The sequence below is a fragment of the Micromonospora sp. NPDC005220 genome (assembly GCF_040607895.1).
Taxonomy (GTDB): Bacteria; Actinomycetota; Actinomycetes; order Mycobacteriales; family Micromonosporaceae; genus Micromonospora.
In genome coordinates this window covers 34226-58296 of sequence record NZ_JBEXHP010000017.1, presented here as the reverse complement: position 1 = coordinate 58296, position 24071 = coordinate 34226, and the positions used below count along the sequence as shown (strand labels likewise).

Below are 24071 nucleotides of genomic sequence, written 5' to 3'. Positions count from 1 at the left end.
CCGCCTCGATCACCTCCTCGGCTCGGCGACGCGCGCCAGCAGCAGGCTCACGTTCTGGCCGCCGAACCCGAACGAGTTGGTGACCGCGTACTCCAGGTCGGCCTTGCGGGGTGTGCCACGGATGTGGTCCGCCGGGCAGGCTGGGTCGGGATCGTCGAGGTGGTACGTCGGCGGCAGCAGCCCCCGACCGAGCGCCAACGCGGTGGCCGCCGCCTCCAGCACCCCGGAGGCGCCGAGCAGGTGACCGGTGAGCGCCTTGGTGGAGCTGACCGGCACACCGCCGACGCCGAACACGTCGGCCAGGGCGGTGGTCTCCGCGATGTCGCCGAGCTTCGTGCCGGTGCCGTGCGCGTTGACGTAGCCGACCACCGCCGCCGGCACCCCGGCGCTGCGCAGCGCCTGGCGGATGCACGCCGCCGCGCCGGCGCCGTCCGGGCGGGGCGCGGTCGGGTGGTACGCGTCCGTCGTCGCGCCGTGGCCGGCCACCTCGGCGTACCCGGCGACGCCGCGCGCCGCGGCATGCTCGGCGCGTTCGAGCACCAGGAGCGCGGCGCCCTCGGAAAGCACGAAGCCGCTGCGGGAGGTGTCGAACGGCCGACTCGCCCGACCCGGGTCGGTGCCGGCGCGCGCCAACGCCCGCGCGTTGCCGAAGGTGTCGGCGAAAGTGGGGAAGAGCGGCGCTTCGCTGGCCCCGCAGAGCACCACGTCGACCTCTCCGGTCGCGATGAGCCGCGCCCCGTCGGCGACCGCCTGGGCACCGGAGGCGCAGGCGGTGCCGACCGACGAGCTGTAGCCCCGGATGCCGTGCGCGATGGCGATTCGCGCCGCCGGCATGTTCGGCAGGATCCCGGTGAGCAGGTACGGGCTGACCGCCGCCCGACCCCGGGCCGCCCGGGCCAGCACCTGCGACTCCAGGGTGGCCATCCCGCCGACCCCGCCGACGATCACACCGATCCGGTCGGGTTCGACGTCGCGGCCCACCTCGATGCCGGCGTCGGTGAGAGCGTCGGCCGCGGCGAGCAGGGCGAGGACGACGATCCGGTCCAGCACCCGGGTCTCCGGCCCGGACGCGACGGTCCGCGGGTCGATGTCGGGCAGCAGGCCGGCGACGTCCAGCGACTCCCGCACCGGGTGCCCCTCGGGCGGGCGGGTCAGCCCGGACCGGCCGGTGGTCAGCGCGTCGAAGGTCTCCTCGACGCCCCGCCCGACCGGAGTGAACAGACCCAGCCCCGTGATCAGGGCGCTCACGATCTCGCCTCGGTGAGGTAGCGCTCGCGCAGGACCACCTTGCGGACCTTGCCGGTCACCGTGACCGGGATGTCGGCGGAGCGCACCGGCACGACCCGGCGCAGCGTGGCGCCGACGTCCGGGCCGAGAGCGGCGCGGACCCGCTCGGTGCGGTCCTCGGCCTCGTCGGCGCCAGCGGTCAACTCCAGCAGCACGTCGGTGACCACCGCGCCGCCCTCGGCGACGATCACCACAGTGCAGTCGGTGACGTCCGGGCAGGCGGCGAGGATGCGCTCCTCGGACAGCGCCGTGTAGAAGCGCCGCCCGTTGCCGGCGTCGACCGAGTCCACCGCCCGGTCCAGGTGGTAGTAGCGGCCGTCGGGGTCGGCGCGGACCAGGTCACCGGTGAGGTACCAGCCCCGCTGCCGGAAGCGGTAGGTGGTGACCGAGTCGTTCCAGTAACCCCGGAACAGCGACGGCGAGTCGATGCCCAGGAAACCCACCTCGCCGACCGGCACCGGTTCGCCGTCGGCGTCGAGCACCGCGACCCTGGCGAACCGGTACGGGCGGCCGATGCAGCGGCCGTACCGGTCGGTGTCGGCGCGATGGGTGATGTGGAACATCGAGTGCCCCATCTCGCTGGAACCCAGCCCGTCGATGAAGACCGAGCCGGGCACCTTCACCACCCCGTCGCGGGTGACGGTGTCGTGCCCACCGACCGCGACGAGGCGGCGGATGTGCGGCTCGTGCGAGGCGTCGCCGGTGTTGAACCACAACCGCACCGAGTCCAGGTCGTACCCGGACAGGTCGAAGCGGGCCAGCTCCGCCCAGGTGACCGAGAAGCCGAACACCCCGTCGGGGCGCCAGCGTTGGATCGCGTCCAGCACCCGCTCGCCGCCCTGCTCGGAGAGCAGGAACATCTGCGCGCGATTGCCCAGCGCCTGGTTGACCATCAGCACCGTGGCGGTGTGCGGTGCGGGCAGCGCGTTGAGGATCCGGCTGGTGCCCTGCGCCTGCGGCATGGTGAGCAGGTGCCGGGTGGCCGCGAAGAGGCTGGCGTGCGAGTGCAGCACCGCCTTGGGTACCCCGGTCGTCCCGGAGGTGTGGGTGATCACGATCGGGTCGTCCGGGTGGTGCCGGTAGTGCGCCGGGGCTGCGGCCGGGTCGCCCGCGCCGGCCTGGGCGGGGGTGCCGAGCAGGGGTACGCCCAGGTCGTGCCCGGCCAACAGTGCGGTGTGCGCGTCGTCGGCCAGCACACCGACGCCCCGTAGGCGGCGGATGTACTCGGCGGCGATCTCCGGGCGGAGTTTGCCGTTCATCAGCGCCGGGATCGCCCCGAGCCGGGCCAGCGCCAGGAAGCTGAGCACCATGTCGGCAGCGGCGGTGGCCCAGACGGCGACCGGGTCGCGGGGGCGCACCCCGCGCTCGTGCAGCCAGGCGGCGCGGGCGGCGACCCGCTCGTCGAGCCGCCCCAACGTCAGTGGCGTCTCGGCGGGGTGCCCGTCGACGGCGGTGTCGAAGGTCAGGCCGGGCCCGTCCGGGTCGGCGCCGTGCGCCAGTACCCGGGCCAGGACGTTGCCCGCACCGATTTCGGTGTCGGCGGCCAGTGCGCCGCGCAGTCCCGGTGTCCTCATGGTCGTGCTCCTCCCCCCAGCAGCACCGCGACCGCCTCGGTCGGCCGGTCGGGTGCCTGTTCGATCAGGATCAGCAACACCTCGTCGGCGTCGCCGTCGTCGCGTAGCAGGTCGGCCTCGGCGACTCCGTCGGCGTACGGGTCGCCGGTGGGGCTGAGGCAGACCACCGGACCGCGCAGGTCCCAGCGGGCCGTGAGGTGTCCGGCGACGCTGTTGGGCACGGACTGGAAGAAGAACAGCGGGCCGATCCGCCCACCGGCCTCGACTGTCGCCCGTACGTGCTGGGCGCTGGCGAGATCGCCGCTGGCCGTGACCAACACGATCGCCGTGCGCACCCCGGCGGGCACCCCCGCCGACCCGTACCCCCGCCGCAGACACCGTTCCGCGACGGCCACCACCACCGGCGCGAAGTCCGAGTGCACGAACCCTGGCACCCCCGGCGCGCTGCCCCCCGCGTCCCCACCCTCAGGCCACGCGGCCCTCGCCCGCTCGCCTGCTCTCTCCCCCGGCGCTCTTGCGGTTTCGGTTGTCGTTCCGGGTGGTTTGTGGGATTCGTCGGGACAGAAAGTGCACGATCGCGGGGTGTGGGGGGCGATCATCCGACGCCGACCAGGAGAGCGGTGTTGGCGCCACCGAAGGCGGCGTTGAGGGTCAGGGCGTGGGTAGTTTCCGTCTTCTGTGGATGGCCTGTCACCACGTTCAGGGGGCAGGAGTCGTCGGGGCCTCGCCAGCCGGCGTTGACCGGCAGCTCGCCGTGGCGCAGCGCGAGCGCGGTGACCACCAGTTCGAGCAGCCCGGACGCCTCCAGCGCGTGCCCGTGCACCGACTTCGTGGAGCTCACCGGGACCCGCGCGGCGTGCCCGCCGAGGGCCCGGCGCAGTGCGGCCGCCTCGGCGGCGTCGCTCTGCGCGGTGCCGGTGGCGTTGGCGTTGACGTAACCGACGGCCTGCGGCGGCAGCCCGGCCCGGCGCAGCGCGCCGTCGACCGCGCGGGCCAGCCCGACGCCGCCGGGTTCCGGCTGGCAGGGATGGAACGCGTCACCGGCCCGGCCCCAACCGGCCACGGTGGCCAGCGGCTCGGCCCCGCGTCGATGCCCGGCGCTGGATTCGAGGACCACCGCGGCCACGCCGTCACCCAGCAGCAGCCCCCGGCGGCCGGCGCTGAACGGGCGGACCGCGCCGTCGGCAGCGAGGGCGCGACCGGCGTCGAAGAGCGCGAACTGGTCCGGCTCCACCAGGTAGCCGGCCGCGACCACCACCCGTTCGACGTCACCCCTGGTGATCTGGGCGGCGGCGTCGGCCACCGCCGTGCTCGCCGACACGCAGGCGCTGGTGTAGACCCGGGTGTGACCGGAGAGTCCACATCGGGCGGCGAGCTGACCGGCGAGCACGGCCGGGGCCGGACCGGCGGCCGGGCCACCGTGCACGGCGAGCAGCAGGGCGCACCCCGCACGCTGCGCGCGGTCCAGGCCGGCCGCCCGGCAGGCCGAATCGACCGCGTCGGCCAGCTCGTCGGGGAGCGGACCGACCTCGGGCAGGGTGGCCGCCACGGTGACCCGGCGGGCGGCGGTGTCGAATCGGCCCACCGGCCCGAACGCCGGCACCCCGGCCAGCACACCGGCGAGCTGCGCGTCGGCGCCCCGCCCCAGGGCGCTGGCCGCGTACACACCGGTGAGCTGGGCGACGCGCGCCTCAACCATCTGCGGAGGCGGTGAGCGACGCCCGGAACACCACCAGGGCGTCGTCGACGGTGCGGATGCCGGCCAGTTCGTCGTCGGCGAGGTCCAGCCGGCGTTCGTAGCGCTGCTCGACGAGATGCACCAGCCAGGCAAGCTCCATCGAGCCGATCCGGTCGGACACCTCGGCAGCCGGTTTCGCGGTGAGTTCGGCGAGCATGGTCAGCAGGTCAGCTCGCCCCAGATCGGGCTGACCGCTCATCAGGCTCTGTCGCTCGTCGCCGCCGTCTTGCTCGTCGCCTCGGCGACCCGATTGGCGACCATGGTGGTGAACTCGCCGACCGTCATCAGGGCCAGCTGCTCCGACTCGTCGTCGGCGAACGTCAGGCCGTAACGGTCCTCGACCCGCACGGACAGGTCGGCCAGGGCGAGAGACTCCAGGTCGACGCCGGAGGGGCCGAGCGTGGTGTCGTCGTCGAGCCCCTCGACGTCGTAGTTCATGTCGGCGAGTTGCTCGACGACGAAGGCGCGGACCTCGGCTCTCATGGATACCCTCTCTGCGTGGGTCAGCTGACGGTGTCCGGTCGGGACATCGCCTACGTGTGGGTCGGCCGGGACACCGGCGGTCAGCCGGATCCGGCCGCGGTGCTGCTGCGGCGGGCGGGCGCTCTGCTGCTCGGTCGCGCGGAGACCGAGCTGGTGCTGACGCACGACCGCGAAGGACGGCCGGTCGTCCGGGTCGACGAGGCGACCGGGTCGGTCGAGCTGGCGGTCAGCGTCAGCCGCACCGCCGGGCTGGTGGTGGTCGCCGCCCGTCGGGCCGGCGCGGTCGGGGTGGACGTGGAACTGATCCGGCCGCTGCCGGCGCTCGCGCTGGCCCGCCGCTGGTTCCCGCCCGCCGAGCTGGCCTGGTTGGGCGATCGGCCCGAGGCTGGCCGGGCGGTCGACTTCCTGCGGCTGTGGACCGCCAAGGAGGCGGTCGGTAAGGCGCTCGGACGCGGGTTGCGTGACGGTGGGTTGCGCCGGTTGATGCCGGCGCCGGGCCTGCCGTTGCGGCCGGTGCCCGGCGCCGAGCCCCTGCGGGTCGGTCACCCGCGGTTGGGCGGGGGTCTGGTCCTGGCGGTCGCCGCGTACACGACCGCGCCGGTCGACGTCGAGATGGTGCAGTGGCCCGGTCACGAGATGGCCGCCGAGCGCAACGCGTCGGTCGAGCGGACCAGCTTGCCGGTGGTGGTGCGGGGCAACTGATCGAGCAGGTGCAGCACGCGGGGTCGTTTGTAGCCGGCCAACCGTTCGGCGAGGAGCTTGTCCAGCGTCTCCTCCGACAGCGGGCCGTCGGGTTGGACGTACGCGGTGATGCCGTCGTCCCATACCACCACCGCGGCGGCCACGCCGGTCAGCTCGGCGACGGTGGCCTCCACCTCGGTCAGGTCGACCTTCATCCCGCCGACGGAGACCTGCGAGTCGAGTCGGCCGCGCACCGTGACCAGGCCGGTGTCGCCGTCGACGGTGCCGGCGTCGCGGGTGTGCAGCCAGCCGTCGGACCAGCGGGTCGGGTCGCTCAGCCCGACGTAGGGCGACGCCGGGCAGGACACCCACAACTCACCACCGGACTCGCGGACCTCGATGCCGGGCGCCGGGGCGATCGACGGTCGGTGTGACCCGTGCAGGTCGGTGCCGATCACCCCGACCTCGGTCATCCCGTACATGTTGCCCAGCGGCACCCCGTACCGGTCGGTGAACGCCCGGGCGACGGCGGCCGGCACCAGCTCGCCACCGGTGGTCATCCGGCGCAGCTGCGGCAGTGGCCCGGTCGGGCGGGTGGAGGCGAGCAGTCCGATGTGGAACGGGACGCCCAGCACGGTGGCCGGTGTGCTGCCGGCGCTGATCGCGGCCAGCACGGCGTCGCCACTGAGCCGCTCCGGCGGGACCAGCTCGACCCCGGCGTGCAGCCCGTAGAGCAGGCCGCCGACCAGACCGAGCACGTGCACCATCGAGGGCAGCAGGATGATCCGCTCGCCGGGCAGCGCCACCCCGTCGATCCGGGTGTAGCGGTGCACCTCGGCGACCAGATCGGCGGCGGTGCGGCCGATCACCTTGGACGGGCCGGTGGAGCCGGAGCTGAGCTGGATCACCGCGTGACCGCTGACCGCCGGACGGTCGGCATACCGGGTGACGCCCTCGGTGACGTCGACGAAGACCTTCAACGGGCCGCCACCGGTGCGGAGCGGCGCGACCACCACCTGCGGGGTCAACCGGAGCAGCGCGAGGTCCACCTCGTGGTCGGTGAGCCGGTGGTCGAGCAGGATCGCCTGCGCCCCGGCACGCCAGGTGGCCAACAGGTTCACCACGTACGCCAGGGACGGCGGCAGCCGCAGCGCGGCGGCGCCACCGGGGCGCAGTCCGGCGGCGGTGAGCCGGTCCTGCGCGGCGGTGACCAGCCGGCGCAGAGTGGCCCGGTCGATCGGCTCCGGCAGACGGAAACAAACGTCGGTCGGGCGGCCTGTGAACAGAACGTCGTCCACCCATCCAGGGTCTGTCGCCGTAGGATCTTCTGCCGCCACTGCCGTTCACCGCCCAGCATCAAAGAGGGCGAATCCGCCCATCACGTACGCTTGTCGGGGTGCTGCGGGGAACCATACGACGCCCACAGGGCCATTGCTAGATGCGAATGGATGGATCACAAGCAGCGGCCGGCCGGATTGCCGACAGCCCGTTCGGCGGGCAGGATCGGGCGGGTGATTCGGCACAGCGTCACCGAGGCATGACGCCTCGTACAACCGTCGTGCGGCCTCAGCCGGACGGCCGATAGTCCCGGTCACCGGGTGAGCCCGACGAGGGTGGCGAGTCGCGCCACGCTGGCGGCTGACCCCCACGGTCCGCCAATTCGGTCAGGATGCCCGGGACCTCATCGCCTCCTGATCGGTGCGGGACATGCCCGGTGGCGACGAGCGGTTCGCGCGCTAGCTCGGTTTGATGCTGGCGAGTTGAACGAGTAGCTGGACCAGCCGGTACGTCTCGGCGACGTCAGCGGCATGGAAGGCGACCGTCCGGCCGCCGCCGACTCGGGTCACACCCGGCACCAGGACTGCGAGGTCGACCATGTACGGGCCGTACAGGTCGACCTCGACGTCCAACGGCCCGGCCATCTTCGCCGGGGGAATCGAGGCGCGCCGGGCGATTGCATCGGCGGCACCGTGGCGCAGCCGCTCCCGTGCCTCCTGCGGATGCAGGGCCACCGCGGCGGCCTGGCCCAGGGTCCGCTTGACGGCGACGGTGACTGCCGAGGGCACCAGCCCACTGAATTCCGTACAGGCGGTGTCGTCTCCGCTGAGCAGGACGACGGGTACGTCGAGGTGTCCCGCCATGGCGACGTTGAGGCCGATCTCGCCCACCGATCGTCCGGCCACTCGTACGTCGAGGATGGCGTCACTCATTGTGTGGGCCAGCACGGCGGGCCCGGCACCGGCCCGAGCGTGATAGCCGATGAGCAGAACGGCATCCGTGTGCTCGTCCAGCCCGGCGAGCATGCCCAGCGGGCGGGGTTTGCCCCGCACGAGGTGAGCACGCCGGTCGAGGTCCTCCGGCACGATGTTCCGAAACGACCCGTGAGCGTCGGCGACCCACACCACCGCGTCGGGTTCGGCGTCGAGAACCCCGGCGACCGCCGCGTTCGCCTCGGCCGTCATCAACGCCCGGCCGCGCTCATAGTCGTACCGATCCGGATTCGTCTCGGTGGGATGCACGATCCCCGAAATGCCTTCCAGGTCCACCGAGATCAGTACCTTCATGGCTACAGGACCCTACGCGCTCTCGACAGAAGGTCGACCTCGCACGGTGCGCACGGGCATCTGACCCAGCCTGCCGGCCTCTTGCCGCAGGCTGCCTCCGCACACGCCGCTGCCCCGGCAGCTGGCCAAGATCTACCCGGCCAACTCTCTCAGGGAGCTAGCGGCGTCGCCGGGCACGGTCGGAGCGAGAGCGCGGCCACTACTTCATGGACAACACCATTGCCTGAGCGCTGTGGCCGGCGGGTCAACCCGTGCTGGCGAAGGGGCTCCCGGTCGATCACCGTAGGTGGAGCGAGAAGATCGCGCCGATCGCGCGGTTCCGGGTGTCGACACGGGTGGAGTGCCCCTTGTGTCGGGGCAGAAATTGCAAGATCGCGGAGCAGGGGCAGTGCGGGCGCGCGTCGATCATGCACTTGTGGTGCCCGGCTTAGTGGTTTACGGGCGTTTTGTTGCCCACCACAACTGCATGATCGGCGAGGCGGCGCCGGTTGATGAACAGCCGTTCCGCCTCATGCGGTAGCCGCCGTTTGAGATGTTGGCTGGTGGGGTCGGATAGGCGAGGTGCGGCCACGGCGTGATCGTCTGTCTGCTGTGGACATGACGTCAGGTCTTGCGGTGGTCGCGTGCCACAGGGTGGCGTTGGTCGGTGGGAGCGGGTGCTGGCCGAGGTGCTGGGTGCTTCGCGGGCCCGTTTGCTCGGGTCAAGCCGCGTCGTGCGGCGGGGCAGTTCGTGACCGGGCTGCTGGCCGGCATCGAGGTGAAGACGTGCTGGCAGTTGGCCGAGCAGGCCGGGCATGCCCGGCCGGATGCGATGCAGCGGTATCTGCCGGCGTCGTCGACCGACGACAAGCCGGCAGCAACGGGGCAAACGCCTGACCTGCTCAGACGGCCTCAATTACGATGAGGAACCCGGGGGCCAGCCACGGATCCTTCGGGCTCCTGGCTTTGGGTGCAGCGACGGGTACAGGTATGGCGAACGTCGGGCTGAGAGCCGAGGCCTCAGATGCTCTTGGTGTAGACTCCGATTGCGAGCGATCCGCGTCGCAGTCCTATCGAATTCATGATCGCCCGATCCACCAAATTCGCGACCTCAAAATACAGTCGCTGAAGTGGCACGGCATCCGGTATGCCTAGCGAAGCGAAGAACTTCGCCGAGCCCTCCCAAGTTGGCCTCAATCCATATTGTGTAGCCTGCTTTGAGACCTCTGCCAATACGATGGGTTGTTCGACCGGAGAGGGTTGGAACTGGTCGAGCTCACCCACCTGCGCTGGCCGCTGGTGCCGCGAAGCGATTCTCGCCATAGTCGCGATCGCCCGTTCCACCGGGGCGAACAACGCTTCCGGATATTCTGCGTTCGGCTCCCGCACGATCATGGTGCCGCCGGGCCGTAGTATCCGAGACATCTCTTGTATGGCAGCCGGCCAGTCCGGAATATGGTGCAGTACCCCGGAGCACACCACAGCGTCGACGCTGCCGTCCGCTACCGGGACCATCCGGGCGTCGCAGCGTAGCAGTGCTGTGGTGTCGGCGGGGAGGGCGGCGCCGGCTTGGGCCAACATCTGTTGCGACCGGTCGATGGCGATGACCCGACGATTCGTGTCCGCCAGTTGGCGTGCGATCCGTCCGGTGCCGCAGCCGAGATCTACTATCACACCGTTTGGAATGGTTCTGCTGATCCATGACAGGATCCACCGCTCCGCTACCGCGATTCGCGGTGTCTGAGAATAGCTGTCGTATCGATCTGCTTCGCCGTCGTGGTACTGCTCGTCCGCCTGCGACTGCTCATCGTCGGGAATCGTCGTTGCGACGAACATCGGAGGATGAGCGACAAGGGATTCCAGGCGTTTCACCGCCTGGTTGAAGAAAATCTGCTCATGCCAGCTGGCGGTCAACGATCGCCCCTTTCTTCGCGGGTGGCTCGGAGCGTGCGGCGATGAATAGGCAGATCGCCACCAGCAGTACTCCTGCGGTGATGATGGCCGTCGTGGCTCCCAATGCCGCTACGGCAAAACCCGCGAGCAGGACGCCACCGGGGGTGGTGAGGCTTTTCAGTGAGTTGAGGTAGGCAGCGCCCTCGGCGAGTCGGTCCTGTGGCAGCCTCTCCTGCATGACGGTGTAGACGATGGCGGTGAACGGCGCGTAGGCGAGTCCGCCGACAAGCATCGCGGCCGCGGTGACGAAGACGGGCGCTGGTAGGCCCAGGACCAGGACAGTCAGGCCCCATCCGGCGGTGAGCAGCGCGGCCGTTCGCGTCGTTGCCAACGATGGCATGCTGCCGGCGATGAGCCCACCGACGACCATGCCGACGCCGAACAGCGACCACAGGAGGCCCAGTTCGGTGGCCACCGGCAGGGCGCTGGTCCGGTCACCGATCAGGATCGGCAGACCGACGACGACCGGGCCGTACGCGACAGTCATCACCGCCGTGATCAGGAACAGGCTGGTCACCGGTCGAAACTGGGCGTTGGAGAGCCAATCGGCGAACCGGCCCGGCCGCTCGGTCCGGGCTTCCTTCGGCTCTCGGCGAACCGCCGGCGACATCGCCGACGGCATGGTGGACAGTACGGCCACCATGACGAGGAACGACAGCGCGTCGAATGCCAGAGCGGCACCCGCGCCGACGGTCCCGGCGAGCACACCGGCGAGGGCGGGGCCGAGCATCGTCGCGATCTGGATGGTCCCCTGGAACAACGAATTGCCGGAAAAGAGGTGGGATCGGTCCAGGAGCTGCGGCAGTAGTGCCCGTGCGCCTGCCGCGTTGGCCGGGCGGGTCAGTGACGCAAGAGCCAGCAGAGCCACGAACATCCACAGTTGCAGGCTCCCGAGCAGGGCCATCGCCGCGGCGAGCCCAAGCCACAGGCCGCGCCACCCACTGTCGATCAGGAGCAGCGTGCGGGGGCTCACCCTGCCTAGATGTCGTCCCGCAAACACACCCGTGAGGATTCCCGGGATCAGGTACGCCGCAGTTGCCAGCGAGACCGCCAGCGCCGAGTTGCCCCTCGCCAGTGTCAGGGCCAGCAGAACCACGGTGATGTCGCTCATCGCGTCGCCGAGGCTGGACACCGCCTCACCGGCGAGATACCGGCGGAAGTAGGGCTTCCCCGCCAGCGTGCGGTAGGTCTGGACGAGCTTCATCGCGTCGTTGCTCGTGGCCGGAAGCTGGTGAAGTCGAGGACATTGGGTACGTGGTTCTTCAGGCGCACCCCTTCCCAACGGTCGGAGTACGTCATGTAGCTGACCTTTCCTGGCGGGACGAGGAACAGCGCCTCGTCTGCGACCCGTTCGGCGAGGCGTTCGTAGATGGCCGTCTCGTCCTCCGGTTTGGCTACGCGGGCGGAGCGGACGAGCTGCGCCACGACTGGATCGTTGATGCCGAGCGCAGCGGGCAGAGGTGCGCGGGCGTCAACGAGGGCGGAGGCGAAGGCGTAGGGATGAAGGAAATCGCCTGCCCAGCCCATCCACAGCACCGGCGCGGCGCCCGCGTACAGCACGTCCATCAGCGGACCGATCTCGAGGCTGATGATCTCGACAACGATGCGGCGGCTGACTGCTCTCAGCCCCTCGGCCAGCAGTTCGGCGGCAATCTGCCGGGAGATGTTCGCGGTGTGCGTGTAGATGACGATCCGGCAGCCTTTACGAGCGGCCTGTCCATCCCAAGCCTGCTCGAATTCCGCTCGGGCCGCCTCGATGTCCAACTTGGCCGGCGGTGTCGTCACAGGAGGCAACGCTGGCGCCGGGAACGGAGGGCGATGGTTCAGGTATTCGCCGTCGAGGGCCTCGGCGACGTATCGCTCATGATCGAAACACAGGGTCAGCATGCGTCGCAGGTGCACGTCCGAGAACGCATCCGGCGGCAACCCGTCCGGACCCCACCTTCCCGAGCCCACCGCCTCGCACCCCGGGTCGAGCCGCTGATTGATGAACGCGATGGGGTTGACACCCCACTCCTCCGGTAGCTTCTCGAGCACCACGCCGTTGAGGTCGCCCAGCCGTTCCCGGGACTCCGGCTGGCACACCGAAAAGTCGCAGGTGCCGTCGAGAAGATCACCTTCACGAGCGGTACGGTCGTCGACCGACCGTAGGACAATCCGCTCCGGGGCGTCCGTGTCACTCCCGTACTCGCTTCGGCGGAACGACAGCTCGCGCGACGCGCGGTTCCAGAACTCCAGACGATACGCACCGGTGCCGTTGCACTCGCTGTCCAACGCGGTCGAGCTGGGGCGCAGGAATCGGGCGATGCTGGACAGATCGCCATCCCACTCTCCCCGGTCCCTGCACCACGACTGTCGAACGACGAGCGCCCACTGCACGATCAAGGCGTTCAGCGGCGAGAAAGGCGCGGGCATCCGTAGCAGGACGCCTCCGGATGCCGCTGTTACCCGTCGTGCCATCTCGATCGCCGACTCCTCGTCTACCCGCGACACCGGCGCGCCGAGGAGCGGATCGGCCCACAGAGAGGCCGCCATGTCAGAGGTGATCATGCTGCGGCGCAAAGAATAGACGACGTCGTCGATGGTCATCGCGGCGCCATCGTGGAAGCGGACATCATCCCGGAGCGGGACAAAGACCTCCCACTCGGACCCTCGGCGCTCTGTGCGCGGAAGAGCAGCGGCGAGACGAGGAAAGGGGTGTCCGGTCGTGTCGAGGCCCAGCAGGCTCTCGTAGACGTTCAGGATCGGATGCCGCGAGGCGCTCTCCGCGCCCCGGTGCGGATCCAAAGTAGGCACGTCGTCGAAGACATCGATCACGACGGTGGACGTCGGGACGGCTAGGTTCGCGCGGTCGATCACGGGGCTCCCCCTCGGTTGAGCGCCAGGGCAGGCAGGTACGCCATCCCTCAAAGGGTTTCTCGCGCGCAGTCGCACGCACAGCGGAAGCCGATCTCGAAATGACGGTCGTAGGCGAGGTCGCGGCCCCGGAACGCGACTGAGGCCTGTTCCGGGAGCGACGTCCAGGTGCCACCCTTGATCACCGCATACGAACGCTGATCGTAGATAATGTCGATGGCGTCTCGGTCGCTGTCGCTCGGACTAAATGGCGAGCCAGCGAATGCCGAACTGGTCCACTCCCAAACCCCGCCGGACAGATCCGAGATCCCAAAGGGGCTTTCGCTCCCCACGATGCCGCGACGCCTCGTTGTGACCGCGGGGGGCTGATCAACCAGGGTAAGCAAAGAACGTCGCCACGCCTGCACGCCCTGCCAGTCTTGTGGGTAATCCCCGGGTAGGCAGTGCGCGAGCGACGGATCGAACCGTTCGCCCCACGGGTAGGCGCGCCGATCATCGCCCTGCGCCGCTCGCTGCCATTCTGTTTCACTTGGCAGCCGCTTTCCCCTCGACCGTGCATAGGCGTAGGCGTCGAACCAGTCGACACCGGTGACCGGATGATCGGGCTGGCTCCGTCCGTCGAGCATTGTGTTTCGAAGGTGAAGTTTCTCTTTGGGTTCGGCTGGATGGCAGAATTTGTGTCGACGAGCATCTTCGCTACGACTGAAGGCATCGTACTCAGCGTTACTCACTGGCAGTACATCGAGCCAGAAGTCACCGCACGATGCTGGTTCTGATGGATCGTTCCAGTCGAAGACCAGTTCAGTGGGATCGAATGACGGCGGTGATCCGGCATGAACCTGCCCCCCGGATACGGGACGCATGCCATTGTGGGTGTGGACACCCGCCGCGATGGAGTCCCGAGGCGGGATCGGTGGATATTCGTCCCCGTCAACGCCGCCCGTGAACAGCTCCTTCTCCACGTCGGCCAGGGCAGCTGGTGAATCACTTCCGACGATAGCGGTGACGGTGCGTAGAACCAGTGCATGCCCGATGCCGACCGGCTTGCCAGCGCGGTGCGCGATCCGTTCACTCGCCTTGCCAACGATCAGCAGCAGGTCAGCTAGCACATCCCGGAGGCCCATTCGCCCGGCCAAATCGATCGCCTCGAAGGCGACGAAGTCCTCGAAGTCGTGGGTCAACCAGCCAACCACTTCGCGCACGTCCGAACCGTCCGGCCAACGGGCCACGAGACCACGCAGGAGAGCGGCCCTGACCCAGGGCAGCTCATGCATGGCGGCGACGGCCATTAGTTCGTCGCGGTCAGCTTCGGCTGCGTTGACTACCGCTACACGCAACTCCGTGATCGCGGTCGCAAGCGTGTTCGCGTCGGATGACGCGGCTGCAGCAGATATGTCATTGAGTAGGGACTGCCAATTCTTCATATCCGCGACGTTCCTTTGTGTGGAACGGGCTCGAGCCCGTTGTGTCGAAACCTGTCGGGCTCGAGCCCATTCCGGATCACCTAACGCCTAAGGCGTGGTTCACCACTTCTCGCCGAACGACAGGACCGGGCGGACCTTACGCGCGGTGCGCGCAGCCTCCCACTTCTTCGAGTACGACATTTAACTCACCTCCCCTCAAGTGATGACTTCGACGCTAGTGGATTGGCGAGTGAGTAATCTAGTGCTAACGGTGCGCAACTGATGTGATCAGAATCACTTGGCGACTCTTTATATCTGTTGTATTACGCGAGCGCGGATATTAAGACGACACCGCTATTTATCCTCGACGCAACGACGGGTGAGCGATGGGAAGCCTCCGTCGTCGTCCGGCTACCGCTTTCGTGAGGCGGAAGGCCTTCGTCGAACGCGCGTCACCTGAGCCGCAGCTCTCTCTTTGTCGTGCATCAGCGTGCTGGCGTCGGGCTACGGTCACTCATCGTCAGGCACTCAAGTGACTTGAACGTCGAGAGCTACGTTCGGTAACCAAACCTTCCCGTCGAGTCTCGGTTAGGTTATGGTTTGGGTTCACCGCTCGCAGGCATTGACGGGGGTTCTGTTGAGTGCTGGGCCTTATGCTGACCTTTTTCGGTCTGTCCACCCCACAGGGACGCTTTCAAGCGGTCGGGACGCGGCGACATGTCGCTACCTGGCTGCGGTGATCTCAGGCCTCTGGGAGCGTCGTTTCGTCAGCCGGGCCGAACGGCTTCGGTCGCCCTTCCCGTTGGCGCGGCCGGCGGTCCCACAATCTCCCTCGATGAGGCGGGCGAGCGCCTTGATGGCCCTGGCGTACCAGAGCCGCGAGCCGCTAGTACTCCAGCCGGGGTTGTTGACCTTGGCTGAGCTGGGGTTCGATGCGGTGCGGGAACGAGGGCAGCCACCCGTCGATCATGGACGGTTGTGTGGACTGACCATGATGCAGCGGTGGCTGCCGGATACAGGGTAGACGCCCAGCGGTGGCGGGTGTTGTTCGACGACCTGATGCTGACGGTTGGGCAACGTTTCCGCAGGCCGGAGCCTCGCCGTCGGGTGCGTGACTTCGTCCGGGGCTTGCTGGCGCCGTTGCCGCGGAAGAACTGCTGGACGATCGCGGAGCATGCCGGTGACACGGGTCCGGACGGGATGCAGGACCTGCTGACCCGGGTGAAGTGGGACGATGCCGAGGTCCGCGCCGATGTCCGTGAGTTCGTCGGCCGCCACCTCGGCGACGCCGAGGCGGTACTGGTCATCGACGAGACGGGCGATCTGAAGAAGGGCCGGCACACCGTCGGGGTGCAGCGGCAGTATTCGGGCACCGCCGGGAAGATCGAGAACTGTCAGGTCGCCGTGCACCTCGTCTACGCCACCGATACTGGCCACGCGATGCTCGACACGGCGCTCTACCTGCCCAAATCCTGGTGCGACGACGCTGAACGCCGCGTTGAGGCCGGTGTCCCGCAGCAGGTACGGTTCGCGACCAAGCCGCAGCTGGCGTCTCGGATGATCGCCGCAGCGGTCACCGCCGGGCTGCCGTGTCAATGGGTGGCCGGCGACGAGGCCTACGGCAACGATCCGCGCCTGAGAGCCCAACTCCGTCAGCTGCGACTGGGCTACGTCCTGGCCGTGGCCTGCTCTCACCAGGTGATCACCGGCCTCGGCGCCTACCGCGTCGACGCCCTCGCCACCGGTCTTCCCGCCACCGCCTGGCAGCGGATCTCCGCGGGTCGAGGCGCGAAAGGCTACCGCTACTACGACTGGTCCTTCACCGCACTGCCACACGCCGCCGACGCCCACGGCGGGCACCACTGGCTGCTGATCCGCCGCAACCGCCGCACCGGTGAGCTGGCCTTCTACCGCTGCTGGGCACCCGAGGCCGTCCCGCTACGCAACCTCGTCCTGGTCGCCGGCCGCCGCTGGAAGATCGAAGAGTCGTTCCAAGCCGCGAAGACCGGACTCGGCCTGGACCAGCACCAACACCGCCGCTGGACGTCCTGGCACCGCTGGACCACCCTGGCGATCCTCGCCCACGCCTTCCTCGCCGCCGCGACCACCCACCGCAGCCATCCCGACCCGGCCGGGCTGATCCCGCTGACCGTCAACGAACTACGTCACCTGTTCAACATCCTGATCATCGAACCCGCCCGCCGCCGCTGCGACCCACTGCTCTGGTCCGTACGCCGACGCCGTCACCAAGCACGAGCCATGACCAGCCACTACGCCCGCCAAGCCCTCACCGAGCCGTGATCACAATCCCCGGCTGGAGTACTAGTAGTGCTTTGTTAGGTCGTTGTGGCGTGTCGCTTGTACGGGCATGGTGGCGGTGTTTGGCTGCGGTGCGTGGATGAGCGGGATCTGGTTCGGGTGCGGGCGCGGTTGGAGGACTTCGCGGCGGGGATCTTCGCGGGGTTGCGGCGCTCGGATCAGCGGGCGACGGGTCTGCGGTATCTGCGGGGGTTGATGCTGGATGGTCGGCGGAAGTCGATGCAGCCGATGGCGCAGCGGCTCGGGGTGGATCACCAGCAGTTGCAGCAGTTCCTGACCTCGTCCACGTGGGCCGACGCCGGCTACGGCCAGGTCGCCGAGTTCCGTCAGGGCCTGACCGAACGCGGCATCGGCTACATCGTGGCGACCACGTCGTCCACCACCGCGCAACCCGGCGACGCCCAACCCGTCGAGGTGCCCTACGCCGGAGTTGGCCCGCATCCCACACCGCGCTACCCCCACTCGGCCCGCAGCCTGAAAGACCTCGCCCTCGCCCACGGTGCTGACGCAGCACGCCTGGTGCGCTGGCGTGCCCGGCTACCCGCACCCGAGCGCACCCCGGACCGGCCCGTCGGCGAGTTGTCCGGACACTTCTTCGCCCTGCGGGTGCGTCCCGCCGGCCGAGTGATCCAACGCGGACCCCACCGCGGCGACGACGGAGTCCTTCCCGAATGCTGGCTGCTCGTGCAATGGCCCCCCGACCAGGACGAACCCAGCGACTACTGGCTGTCCGACCTGCCCGCCGACACACCACTTGCCGAGCTGGTCCGCCTGGCCAAGAGCCGCTGGCGCATCGAGCACGACTACCGCGAACTCAAGACCGCCCTCGGCCTCGACCACTTCGAAGGCCGCTCCTGGATCGGCTGGCACCGCCACGTCACCCTCGCCTCGGCCGCCCAACTGTTCCTCACCCAACTGAGGCTGGCACGCCCAAAAGCAGTGGGGCGAACCTGAGCCTGTACGCCGTCCTCCGCGAACTGCAGTACCTACTCGCGACCTGGCTCGGGTTCTGCCCCCTCTGCCGCCAACTCGTCCCAACCTAACAAAGCACTACTAACGCAATGGCGTTGACTTCATGGATCGAGCGCGATCATCCGGGCGAGCGCGGAGCGTCAGGCCAGGGCTGGTGTCTGGGCGTGGATGTGGAAGCGCAGCGAACGGGCGTCGGTGAAGCACTCCCGCATCGGGCGCACCAGATCGCGGTGCTCCTCGGTGCGCTCCCACGCCTCGAAGTCGGTCAGGCTCGCCCACTCACTGGTGACGAGCCACTGCTCCGGGTCGGTGGACGAGCGGCACACCTGGTCCACCAGGTGCCCCGGCACCCCGCCGGCCACCAGGTGCCGCACCTGCTCGTACGCGGCGAGGAACTGCTCGGTGCGCGGCACCGGCACCCGTACCAGAAAGACCACCCGGGCCCGTTGGTCGGTCATGACGCCTTTCCCCTCATCGGCGCGGCCCCGCGCAGAACCAGCGCGCTGTTGAACCCGTCGAAGCCACGCGCGCAGACCAGGGCGAGCCGGTTGCGCGGACGGCGGTGCTCCCGCAGGAAGTCCAGCTCGCAGCCCTCGGCCACCTCGTCCGGCCCCGCAGACGCGGGCAGCGTGTCGTGCGCGAAGGCGAGCAACGCGGTAGCCACGTCCAACGCCGAGCCGCCCTGGTACGCCCGACCGGTCAGCGGTTTCTGCGTGGTCACCGGCGGCGGCCGGTCGGCGAACACCGCCCGCAGCGCCTCGGCCTCGCTGCGGTCGTAGCGGGGCACACCCAACGCATCGGGCAGCACCACGTCGACGCCGGCCGCGGCCACGCCGGCGCGGTCCAGGGCCAGGCGCATCGCGCGCGCGTACTGGGCCGGGTCGCCGGTGCTCTCCGCGGTGGTGTGCGCGGCGTCGTGGGTGGACCCCCATCCGCTCACCTCGCCGTAGACCCGGGCGCCCCGGGCCAGGGCGTGCCCCAATTCCTCCACCACGAACACCGCGCCCCCCTCGGCGGGCAGGTAGCCGCTGGCCGTGGCGTCGAACGGCCGGTACGCCCGTTCCGGGTCGGCGACGTCGCTGAGCAGCCCGGAGCGCAGCTGGCAGGCCAGCGCGTACGGGCTCAACGGGCACTCGGTGGCCCCGGCGATCACCACCGGGGTGCCCCGGCGTACCGCGCGGGCGGCGTGCGCCAGGCTGTCCAGCCCGCCGGCCGACTCGGCGACCAGCACCCCGCTCGGGCCCTTGAACTGGTGGTGGATGGAGAGCTGCCCGACGCTGGCCGCGTAGAACCAGGCGATCGACTGGTACGCCCCGACCGTCCGTGACGGACCGCCCCACAGGCGTTGCAGCTCCCGCTGACCGAACAGGTTGCCCCCGGACGAGCTGGCCAGGGTCACCGCGTAGCCGTACGGGTCGGGGGCCCGCTCGGGCAGGCCGGCGTCGGCCAACGCCAGCCGGGTGGCGGCGAAGCCGAGGTGCGTCCACCGGTCGGTCTGCACCAGCTGTCGACTCTCGGCGTAGGAGTCGGCGGTGAAGCCGGGCACCTCCCCACCGAAGCGGGTCGGATAGCCGGACGGGTCGAACAACGTGATCGGCCCGGTCCGGCGGGTGCCGGCGAGCACCGTGCGCCAGTGCGCGTCCGCGCCGATGCCGCTCGGCGCGACCACCCCGATGCCGGTGACCACCGCGCGGGCGACCCCGGTGCTCACGCCGCCACTCCGCTTCGCTCCGCGCCGGCGCGAGACGCCACGCTGCTGTGCCTCATGGTTCGCTCGCTCACGCCGCCACCGCGCCGAGCATCCGACGGAACACCATGGCCGACTGGAAACCGCCGAACCCGCTGCCCACCGAGAGGGCGACGTCCACCGGGACCTCCCGCGCCTCGTTGGGTACGTAGTCCAGGTCGCACTCCGGGTCCCGGGTGCTCCAGTTCGCCGTCGGCGGCACCACACCGAACTCGATGGCGAGGGCGCACGCGGCCATCTCGATCGACCCGATCGCGCCGAGTGAGTGCCCGACCATCGACTTGATCGAGCTGATCGGCACCCGGTACGCGGCCTGGCCCAGCGCCCGCTTGAACGCGGCCGTCTCGTGTCGGTCGTTCTGCCGGGTGCCCGAGCCGTGCGCGCTGATGTAGGAGACCTGCTCGGGCAGGATCCGGCCCTGCCGCAGCGCGTCGCTGACGGCGAGGCCCATCTCCAGCCCGTCCGGCCGTAACCCGGTCATGTGGAAGCCGTTGCTGCGGCTGGCGTAGCCGGCCACCTCGCAGTAGATGTGCGCCCCGCGCCGCCGGGCGTGCCCGGCCTCCTCCAGCACCAGCACCGCCCCACCCTCGGCCAGCACGAACCCGTGCCGGTCCGCGTCGAACGGGCGGGAGGCGTGGGCCGGGTCGTCGTTGTCCGGGCTGGTCGCCTTGATCGCGTCGAACGAGGCGACAGTGACCGGCGAGATCGGTGAGTCGGACGCGCCGGCCAGCATCACGTCCGCCTCACCGTCCACGATCATCTGGTGGGCGTACCCGATGGCGTCGATGCCGGAGGTGCAGCCGGTGGACACCACCTGCGCCGGGCCGTGCCACCCGTGCCGGCAGGCCACGTCCGCCGCGAGGCTGCTGGGCACCAGCGCCTGATAGAGGTACGGGCCACCGCGCGCGCTGTCGACCAGCCAGCGCCGGCCGTGCTCGCTGACGGTGACGTACTCCTGCTCCAACGCCATCGTGCCGCCCACCGCCGTGCCCAACACCACCCCGGCCCGGTCCCGTTCCGCGTCGGTGAGCTCCAACTGGGCGTCGGCGACCGCCTCGGCCGAGCAGGCCAGCGCGAACTGCACGTACCGGTCGGCCCGGCGTCGCTCGGCCTCGCTGAGCCCCGCCGCGACCGGGTCGAAGTCGCACTCCGCCGCGATCTGCGACCGGAACGCCGACGGGTCGAAGAAGCTGATCCGCCGGGTGGCGGTGCGTCCCTCGGTGATGGTCTTCCAGAAGCGGTCCCGGCTGGCGCCGCCCGGGGCGACCACCCCAATCCCGGTCACCACCGTGCGGCGCCCGGTCATCGGGTCACCTCTGTGCGCGACCGCGGGGCTCGCAAACCCGGCTCACTCCTCGCGCTCATGATCCGCCCCGCTGTTCGACAAGCTCGGTGTCGACGTGCCCCAGCTCGGGCCGGGGGGCGAGCGGGCCCAGGTGGAAGACCACCTCGGCCGGTTCGACGCCGGTGTTGCGCAGTCGGTGCCGCACGTTCACCGGTACGAACAGTCCTTCGCCGGCGGCCAGCAGCGTCGGCTGGTCGTCCAGGTCGACGGTGATCGCGCCGCGCACCAGGTAGAGGAATTCCTCGCTGTACGGGTGGTAGTGCTCGGCGATCCGCTCCCCCGGCGCGAGCGTGGCCACCCCGAGGAAGCCCGAGGTGCTGCCGACGGTGCGGGGGCCGAGCAGCACCCGCAGCTCCCCGCCGCGACGGCGGTCGGCGGGTACGTCCCGGGCGGCGATCGGGCGGGTGGTGAGGTCACTCATCGTCGGCCTCCGTCGGCTCGTCGCTGGCGGCCGGGCTGCCCTGGTCGGCGCGCTGCCGGGCGATCCGCTCCACCCGGTCCTTGATCACTCCGAGTTGGATGACGCTGTTGGTGTTGATCCGCTCGGTCATCGCGGCGTTGTCGACCGGCGCGGTCGGCTTCATCGCGAAGTCCTGCGTCCAGGTCATCCGGGTGCCACCGGCCTCCTCGGTGTAGCGCCAGTGGATGCGCATGTACTCGAACGGCCCGGTCTCCACCCGGTGTGCCCGGACCTGCCGGCTCACCGGATCGGCGGTGCGTTCGCTGACCCAGCTCCAGCTCACGCCGTTCTCGTCGGGATACATGGTGAGCCGGAACCGCACCGTGTGCCCCTCGCGGTGCAGGATCTCCACCACGGCGTACTCGGTGAACAGCTCGGTCCAGTTCGCCACGTCGTTGGTGACCTCCCAGACCAGCCCCAGTGGCGCGTCGATGACCACGCTGTTCTCGGTGTGCCCGGGCGGGTCGGTGCGGCGGGCGATCAAATCGGCCACCGCCGGGATGCTCAACTCCCCGGCCTGCTCGGGGATGCTCACCTGCCAGCGGTCGGCGACGACAGCGGAGAGCTCCAGCAGGGCCAGTGAGTCCATGCCCAGCTCCTCCAGGGATGCGGCGGGCGCCCGGGCCGCGGCGTCGGCGTCCAGCCCGCAGTGCGCCACCAGGATGTCGGTGATCTCGGCGGTCATCGGTCGACCATGGGTGACGGTCATCGGGTCCTCCTGTGGGTTGCGTCGGGATCTGCGGCGGGCGCGGTGCGCGGTGCGGGGGTGGCCGCCGACCCTCGCGCGGGCGCGGCGAGCAGACGGTCGACCAGGCCGGTGGTGTAGCGGCCCTTGCGGAATGCGGCGTCGTCGAGCACCCGCCGGACGAACGGGATGGTGGTGTGCACGCCCGGACCGGCGATGTCGAACTCGTCCAGGGCACGTTCCAGCCGGTTGAGGGCCAGCTCCCGGTCGGGCGCCCAGACGATCACCTTGGCCAGCAGTGAGTCGTACCAGGGGCCGACCAGGTAACCGGCGCTGGCGTGGGTGTCCACCCGGGTGAACGGGCCGCCGGGTGGGGTGAACCGCTCCAACCGGCCGGGGGTGGGGGCGAACCCCCGCTCGGGATCCTCGGTGTTCACCCGGCACTCCACCGCGACGCCGTGCAGGCGGATCTCCTCCTGCCGCCAGCGCAGCGGCACCCCGGCGGCGACGTGCAGTTGCTCGTGCACCAGGTCGATCCCGGTGACCATCTCGGTGACCGGATGTTCCACCTGGATCCGGCAGTTGATCTCCAGGAAGTGGAACTTCTCCTCGGCGTCGACCAGGAACTCCAGCGTGCCGGCACCGACGAAGCCGACCTGGAGTGCGCCCCGCAGGGCGGTCTCGGCGATGGTGTCGAGGACGGCGGCGGACAGCGCCGGGGCGGGCGCCTCCTCGACCAGCTTCTGGTGCCGGCGCTGCACCGAGCAGTCCCGGGTGCCCAGGTGCACGCCGTTCCCGTGCGCGTCGCAGAGCACCTGCACCTCGACGTGTCGCGCGTCGGTGAGGTAGCGCTCGACGTACACCCGGTCGTCGCCGAAGGCGGCCTGCGCGGCGGCCCGGGTGCGGGTGTACGCCCGGCGCAGCTCCCCCGGGGTGCGCACCACCGTCATCCCCCGGCCCCCACCCCCGGCGGCGGCCTTCACGATCACCGGGTAGCCGACGGCTTCGGCCACCTCGGCCGCCGCGGCGGCGGTCGGCACCGGCGCGACACTGCCCGGCGACAGCGGCAGGCCGGCGCGGCTCATCAGTGCCCGTGCCGAGGACTTGTCGGCAAGCGCGGCCATCACCGCGGGCGGTGGGCCGATGAAGGTCAACCCGTTGTCGGCGCAGATCTCGGCGAAGTCGGCGTCCTCGGAGAGGAAGCCGTAACCGGGGTGCACGGCCTGCGCGCCCACCTGCCGGGCCGCCTCCATGATGGCGGCGGCGTTCAGGTAGCTGCGCCGGCTGGATGCCGGCCCGATCCGGACGGCCTGGTCGGCGAGGCGGACCGCCGCCGAGTCGGCGTCGGCGGCGGAGTAGACCACCGCTGTCCGGACGCCGAGTTCCTTGCAGGCGCGCAGCACCCGCAGCGCGATCTCGCCCCGGTTGGCGATCAGCACGGTCTCGAACATGATCAATTACCTCGCGCCGTCATGCCGGGTCCAGCTCGACGAGCGGCTGGTCGTACTCGACCGGCTGGCCGTCCTCGACGAGGACCGCGACCACCCGGCCGGCCCGGTCCGCGGTCACCTCGTTCATCAGTTTCATCGCCTCGACGATGGCGACCGGCTGGCCTGGGCGGACCAGGTCGCCCACCGCCACGAACGGCCGCGCCCCGGGCTCCGGCGCCCGGTAGAAGGTGCCGACGATCGGTGCCCGCACCGCGGCGCGCCCGGGCACCGGTGGCCGGATCACCGCGGGCGGTGCGCCGGGCGCCGGCACGACCGCCGGCGCCAGCTCGGACCGCGCGGCGGGTAGGTCCGGTCGGGTCACCTCGTCGGGGTGCCACTCGACCTCCAGCACCGCCGGCCCGCTGCGCAGCCGGATCCGACGCACCGGCCCGGCCAGCTCGGCGATCAGGTGCTGCGCCTGCCGGCGTAGCCCGGCCAGCGCATCCTCGCCGCCCACACCGGCCTCATCGGACGGGCCGCCCACCCTGACGTCTTCGGACCTCGCACCGCCCACCCTGACGTCGTCGGACCTCGC

General features: G+C 70.3%; 23 protein-coding genes. 4 read left to right on the top strand and 19 right to left on the bottom strand.

Features of this window, described 5'->3' with window-relative positions; genetic code table 11:
* Positions 1–9: 9 nt before the first annotated feature.
* The 6 genes from ABZU52_RS10635 to ABZU52_RS10610 form a co-directional block, all read right to left on the bottom strand.
* Complete coding sequence (locus ABZU52_RS10635; RefSeq protein WP_354970805.1) at positions 10–1248, bottom strand: beta-ketoacyl-[acyl-carrier-protein] synthase family protein; 1239 nt, start codon at positions 1246–1248, stop codon at positions 10–12.
* On the bottom strand, positions 1245–2861 hold the full coding sequence (locus ABZU52_RS10630) for a class I adenylate-forming enzyme family protein (protein ID WP_354970804.1): 1617 nt from the start codon (positions 2859–2861) through the stop codon (positions 1245–1247). Before ABZU52_RS10630 ends, ABZU52_RS10635 begins: the two co-directional genes overlap by 4 nt.
* A complete protein-coding gene (locus tag ABZU52_RS10625) occupies positions 2858–3295 on the bottom strand; it encodes a beta-ketoacyl synthase chain length factor (protein WP_354970803.1) in 438 nt (145 codons plus the stop codon). The genes ABZU52_RS10630 and ABZU52_RS10625 overlap by 4 nt, the downstream gene beginning before the upstream one ends.
* A 161-nt stretch (positions 3296–3456) precedes the next feature.
* Positions 3457–4560, bottom strand: coding sequence for a beta-ketoacyl synthase N-terminal-like domain-containing protein (locus ABZU52_RS10620; protein WP_354970802.1), 1104 nt, complete (start codon positions 4558–4560; stop codon positions 3457–3459).
* Positions 4553–4798, bottom strand: a complete 246-nt coding sequence (locus tag ABZU52_RS10615) for an acyl carrier protein (RefSeq protein WP_354970801.1) — start codon at positions 4796–4798, stop codon at positions 4553–4555. The genes ABZU52_RS10620 and ABZU52_RS10615 overlap by 8 nt, the downstream gene beginning before the upstream one ends.
* Complete coding sequence (locus ABZU52_RS10610) at positions 4798–5082, bottom strand: acyl carrier protein (RefSeq protein ID WP_354970800.1); 285 nt, start codon at positions 5080–5082, stop codon at positions 4798–4800. The genes ABZU52_RS10615 and ABZU52_RS10610 overlap by 1 nt, the downstream gene beginning before the upstream one ends.
* 15 nt (positions 5083–5097) lie before the next feature.
* Between ABZU52_RS10610 and ABZU52_RS10605 the strand changes: the two genes are divergently transcribed.
* The gene (locus ABZU52_RS10605) at positions 5098–5784 is read left to right on the top strand and encodes a 4'-phosphopantetheinyl transferase superfamily protein (protein ID WP_354970799.1); all 687 of its coding nucleotides are present in this window, start codon (positions 5098–5100) and stop codon (positions 5782–5784) included.
* Here the strand turns inward: ABZU52_RS10605 and ABZU52_RS10600 are convergent.
* Together ABZU52_RS10600 and ABZU52_RS10595 are read right to left on the bottom strand one after the other, a co-directional pair.
* Positions 5712–7061: a class I adenylate-forming enzyme family protein gene (locus ABZU52_RS10600; RefSeq protein WP_354970798.1), complete on the bottom strand. Its 1350-nt coding sequence runs from the start codon at positions 7059–7061 to the stop codon at positions 5712–5714. The genes ABZU52_RS10605 and ABZU52_RS10600 overlap by 73 nt on opposite strands.
* Positions 7062–7499: 438 nt before the next feature.
* Complete coding sequence (locus ABZU52_RS10595) at positions 7500–8327, bottom strand: M55 family metallopeptidase (protein WP_354970797.1); 828 nt, start codon at positions 8325–8327, stop codon at positions 7500–7502.
* Between the two features lie 730 nt (positions 8328–9057).
* Here ABZU52_RS10595 and ABZU52_RS10590 point away from each other — a divergent pair.
* Complete coding sequence (locus ABZU52_RS10590; protein WP_354970796.1) at positions 9058–9231, top strand: hypothetical protein; 174 nt, start codon at positions 9058–9060, stop codon at positions 9229–9231.
* A 95-nt stretch (positions 9232–9326) separates the two neighbouring features.
* Here ABZU52_RS10590 and ABZU52_RS10585 read toward each other — a convergent pair whose 3' ends face one another.
* Genes ABZU52_RS10585 through ABZU52_RS10570 form a run of 4 tightly spaced genes read right to left on the bottom strand, consistent with a single transcriptional unit; the run spans position 9327 to position 14539 of the window.
* Positions 9327–10220 carry a class I SAM-dependent methyltransferase gene (locus tag ABZU52_RS10585; RefSeq protein WP_354970795.1) on the bottom strand — a complete coding sequence of 298 codons (894 nt, stop codon included), beginning with the start codon at positions 10218–10220 and terminating at the stop codon, positions 9327–9329.
* Positions 10201–11463 (bottom strand): MFS transporter, encoded by a 1263-nt coding sequence (locus tag ABZU52_RS10580; RefSeq protein ID WP_354970794.1) that lies wholly within the window; start codon positions 11461–11463, stop codon positions 10201–10203. Before ABZU52_RS10580 ends, ABZU52_RS10585 begins: the two co-directional genes overlap by 20 nt.
* On the bottom strand, positions 11460–13118 hold the full coding sequence (locus ABZU52_RS10575; RefSeq protein WP_354970793.1) for an ABC transporter substrate-binding protein: 1659 nt from the start codon (positions 13116–13118) through the stop codon (positions 11460–11462). Before ABZU52_RS10575 ends, ABZU52_RS10580 begins: the two co-directional genes overlap by 4 nt.
* A gap of 47 nt (positions 13119–13165) precedes the next feature.
* Positions 13166–14539, bottom strand: coding sequence for a formylglycine-generating enzyme family protein (locus ABZU52_RS10570; RefSeq protein ID WP_354970792.1), 1374 nt, complete (start codon positions 14537–14539; stop codon positions 13166–13168).
* A gap of 1038 nt (positions 14540–15577) precedes the next feature.
* On the opposite strand from ABZU52_RS10570, the gene ABZU52_RS10565 reads away from it, so the two are divergent.
* Positions 15578–16819, top strand: coding sequence for an IS701 family transposase (locus tag ABZU52_RS10565; RefSeq protein WP_354970824.1), 1242 nt, complete (start codon positions 15578–15580; stop codon positions 16817–16819).
* Between the two features lie 93 nt (positions 16820–16912).
* Positions 16913–17791 carry a transposase gene (locus ABZU52_RS10560; RefSeq protein ID WP_354970791.1) on the top strand — a complete coding sequence of 293 codons (879 nt, stop codon included), beginning with the start codon at positions 16913–16915 and terminating at the stop codon, positions 17789–17791.
* A 158-nt stretch (positions 17792–17949) separates the two neighbouring features.
* Here ABZU52_RS10560 and ABZU52_RS10555 read toward each other — a convergent pair whose 3' ends face one another.
* The 7 genes from ABZU52_RS10555 to accB all read right to left on the bottom strand — a co-directional run bounded on the left by ABZU52_RS10555 (position 17950) and on the right by accB (position 24020).
* Entirely contained in the window at positions 17950–18267 is a 318-nt protein-coding gene (locus ABZU52_RS10555) for an antibiotic biosynthesis monooxygenase family protein (RefSeq protein WP_354970790.1), read from the bottom strand.
* Positions 18264–19520, bottom strand: coding sequence for a beta-ketoacyl synthase N-terminal-like domain-containing protein (locus ABZU52_RS10550; protein ID WP_354970789.1), 1257 nt, complete (start codon positions 19518–19520; stop codon positions 18264–18266). The genes ABZU52_RS10555 and ABZU52_RS10550 overlap by 4 nt, the downstream gene beginning before the upstream one ends.
* Before the next feature lie 67 nt (positions 19521–19587).
* Positions 19588–20862 (bottom strand): beta-ketoacyl-[acyl-carrier-protein] synthase family protein, encoded by a 1275-nt coding sequence (locus ABZU52_RS10545; RefSeq protein ID WP_354970788.1) that lies wholly within the window; start codon positions 20860–20862, stop codon positions 19588–19590.
* A gap of 55 nt (positions 20863–20917) precedes the next feature.
* Positions 20918–21322: a cupin domain-containing protein gene (locus tag ABZU52_RS10540; protein ID WP_354970787.1), complete on the bottom strand. Its 405-nt coding sequence runs from the start codon at positions 21320–21322 to the stop codon at positions 20918–20920.
* On the bottom strand, positions 21315–22070 hold the full coding sequence (locus tag ABZU52_RS10535) for an SRPBCC family protein (protein WP_354970786.1): 756 nt from the start codon (positions 22068–22070) through the stop codon (positions 21315–21317). Before ABZU52_RS10535 ends, ABZU52_RS10540 begins: the two co-directional genes overlap by 8 nt.
* Positions 22067–23497 (bottom strand): acetyl-CoA carboxylase biotin carboxylase subunit, encoded by a 1431-nt coding sequence (locus ABZU52_RS10530; RefSeq protein ID WP_354970785.1) that lies wholly within the window; start codon positions 23495–23497, stop codon positions 22067–22069. Before ABZU52_RS10530 ends, ABZU52_RS10535 begins: the two co-directional genes overlap by 4 nt.
* Positions 23498–23516: 19 nt before the next feature.
* Positions 23517–24020: an acetyl-CoA carboxylase biotin carboxyl carrier protein gene (gene accB, locus ABZU52_RS10525; protein WP_354970784.1), complete on the bottom strand. Its 504-nt coding sequence runs from the start codon at positions 24018–24020 to the stop codon at positions 23517–23519.
* Positions 24021–24071: the final 51 nt, after the last annotated feature.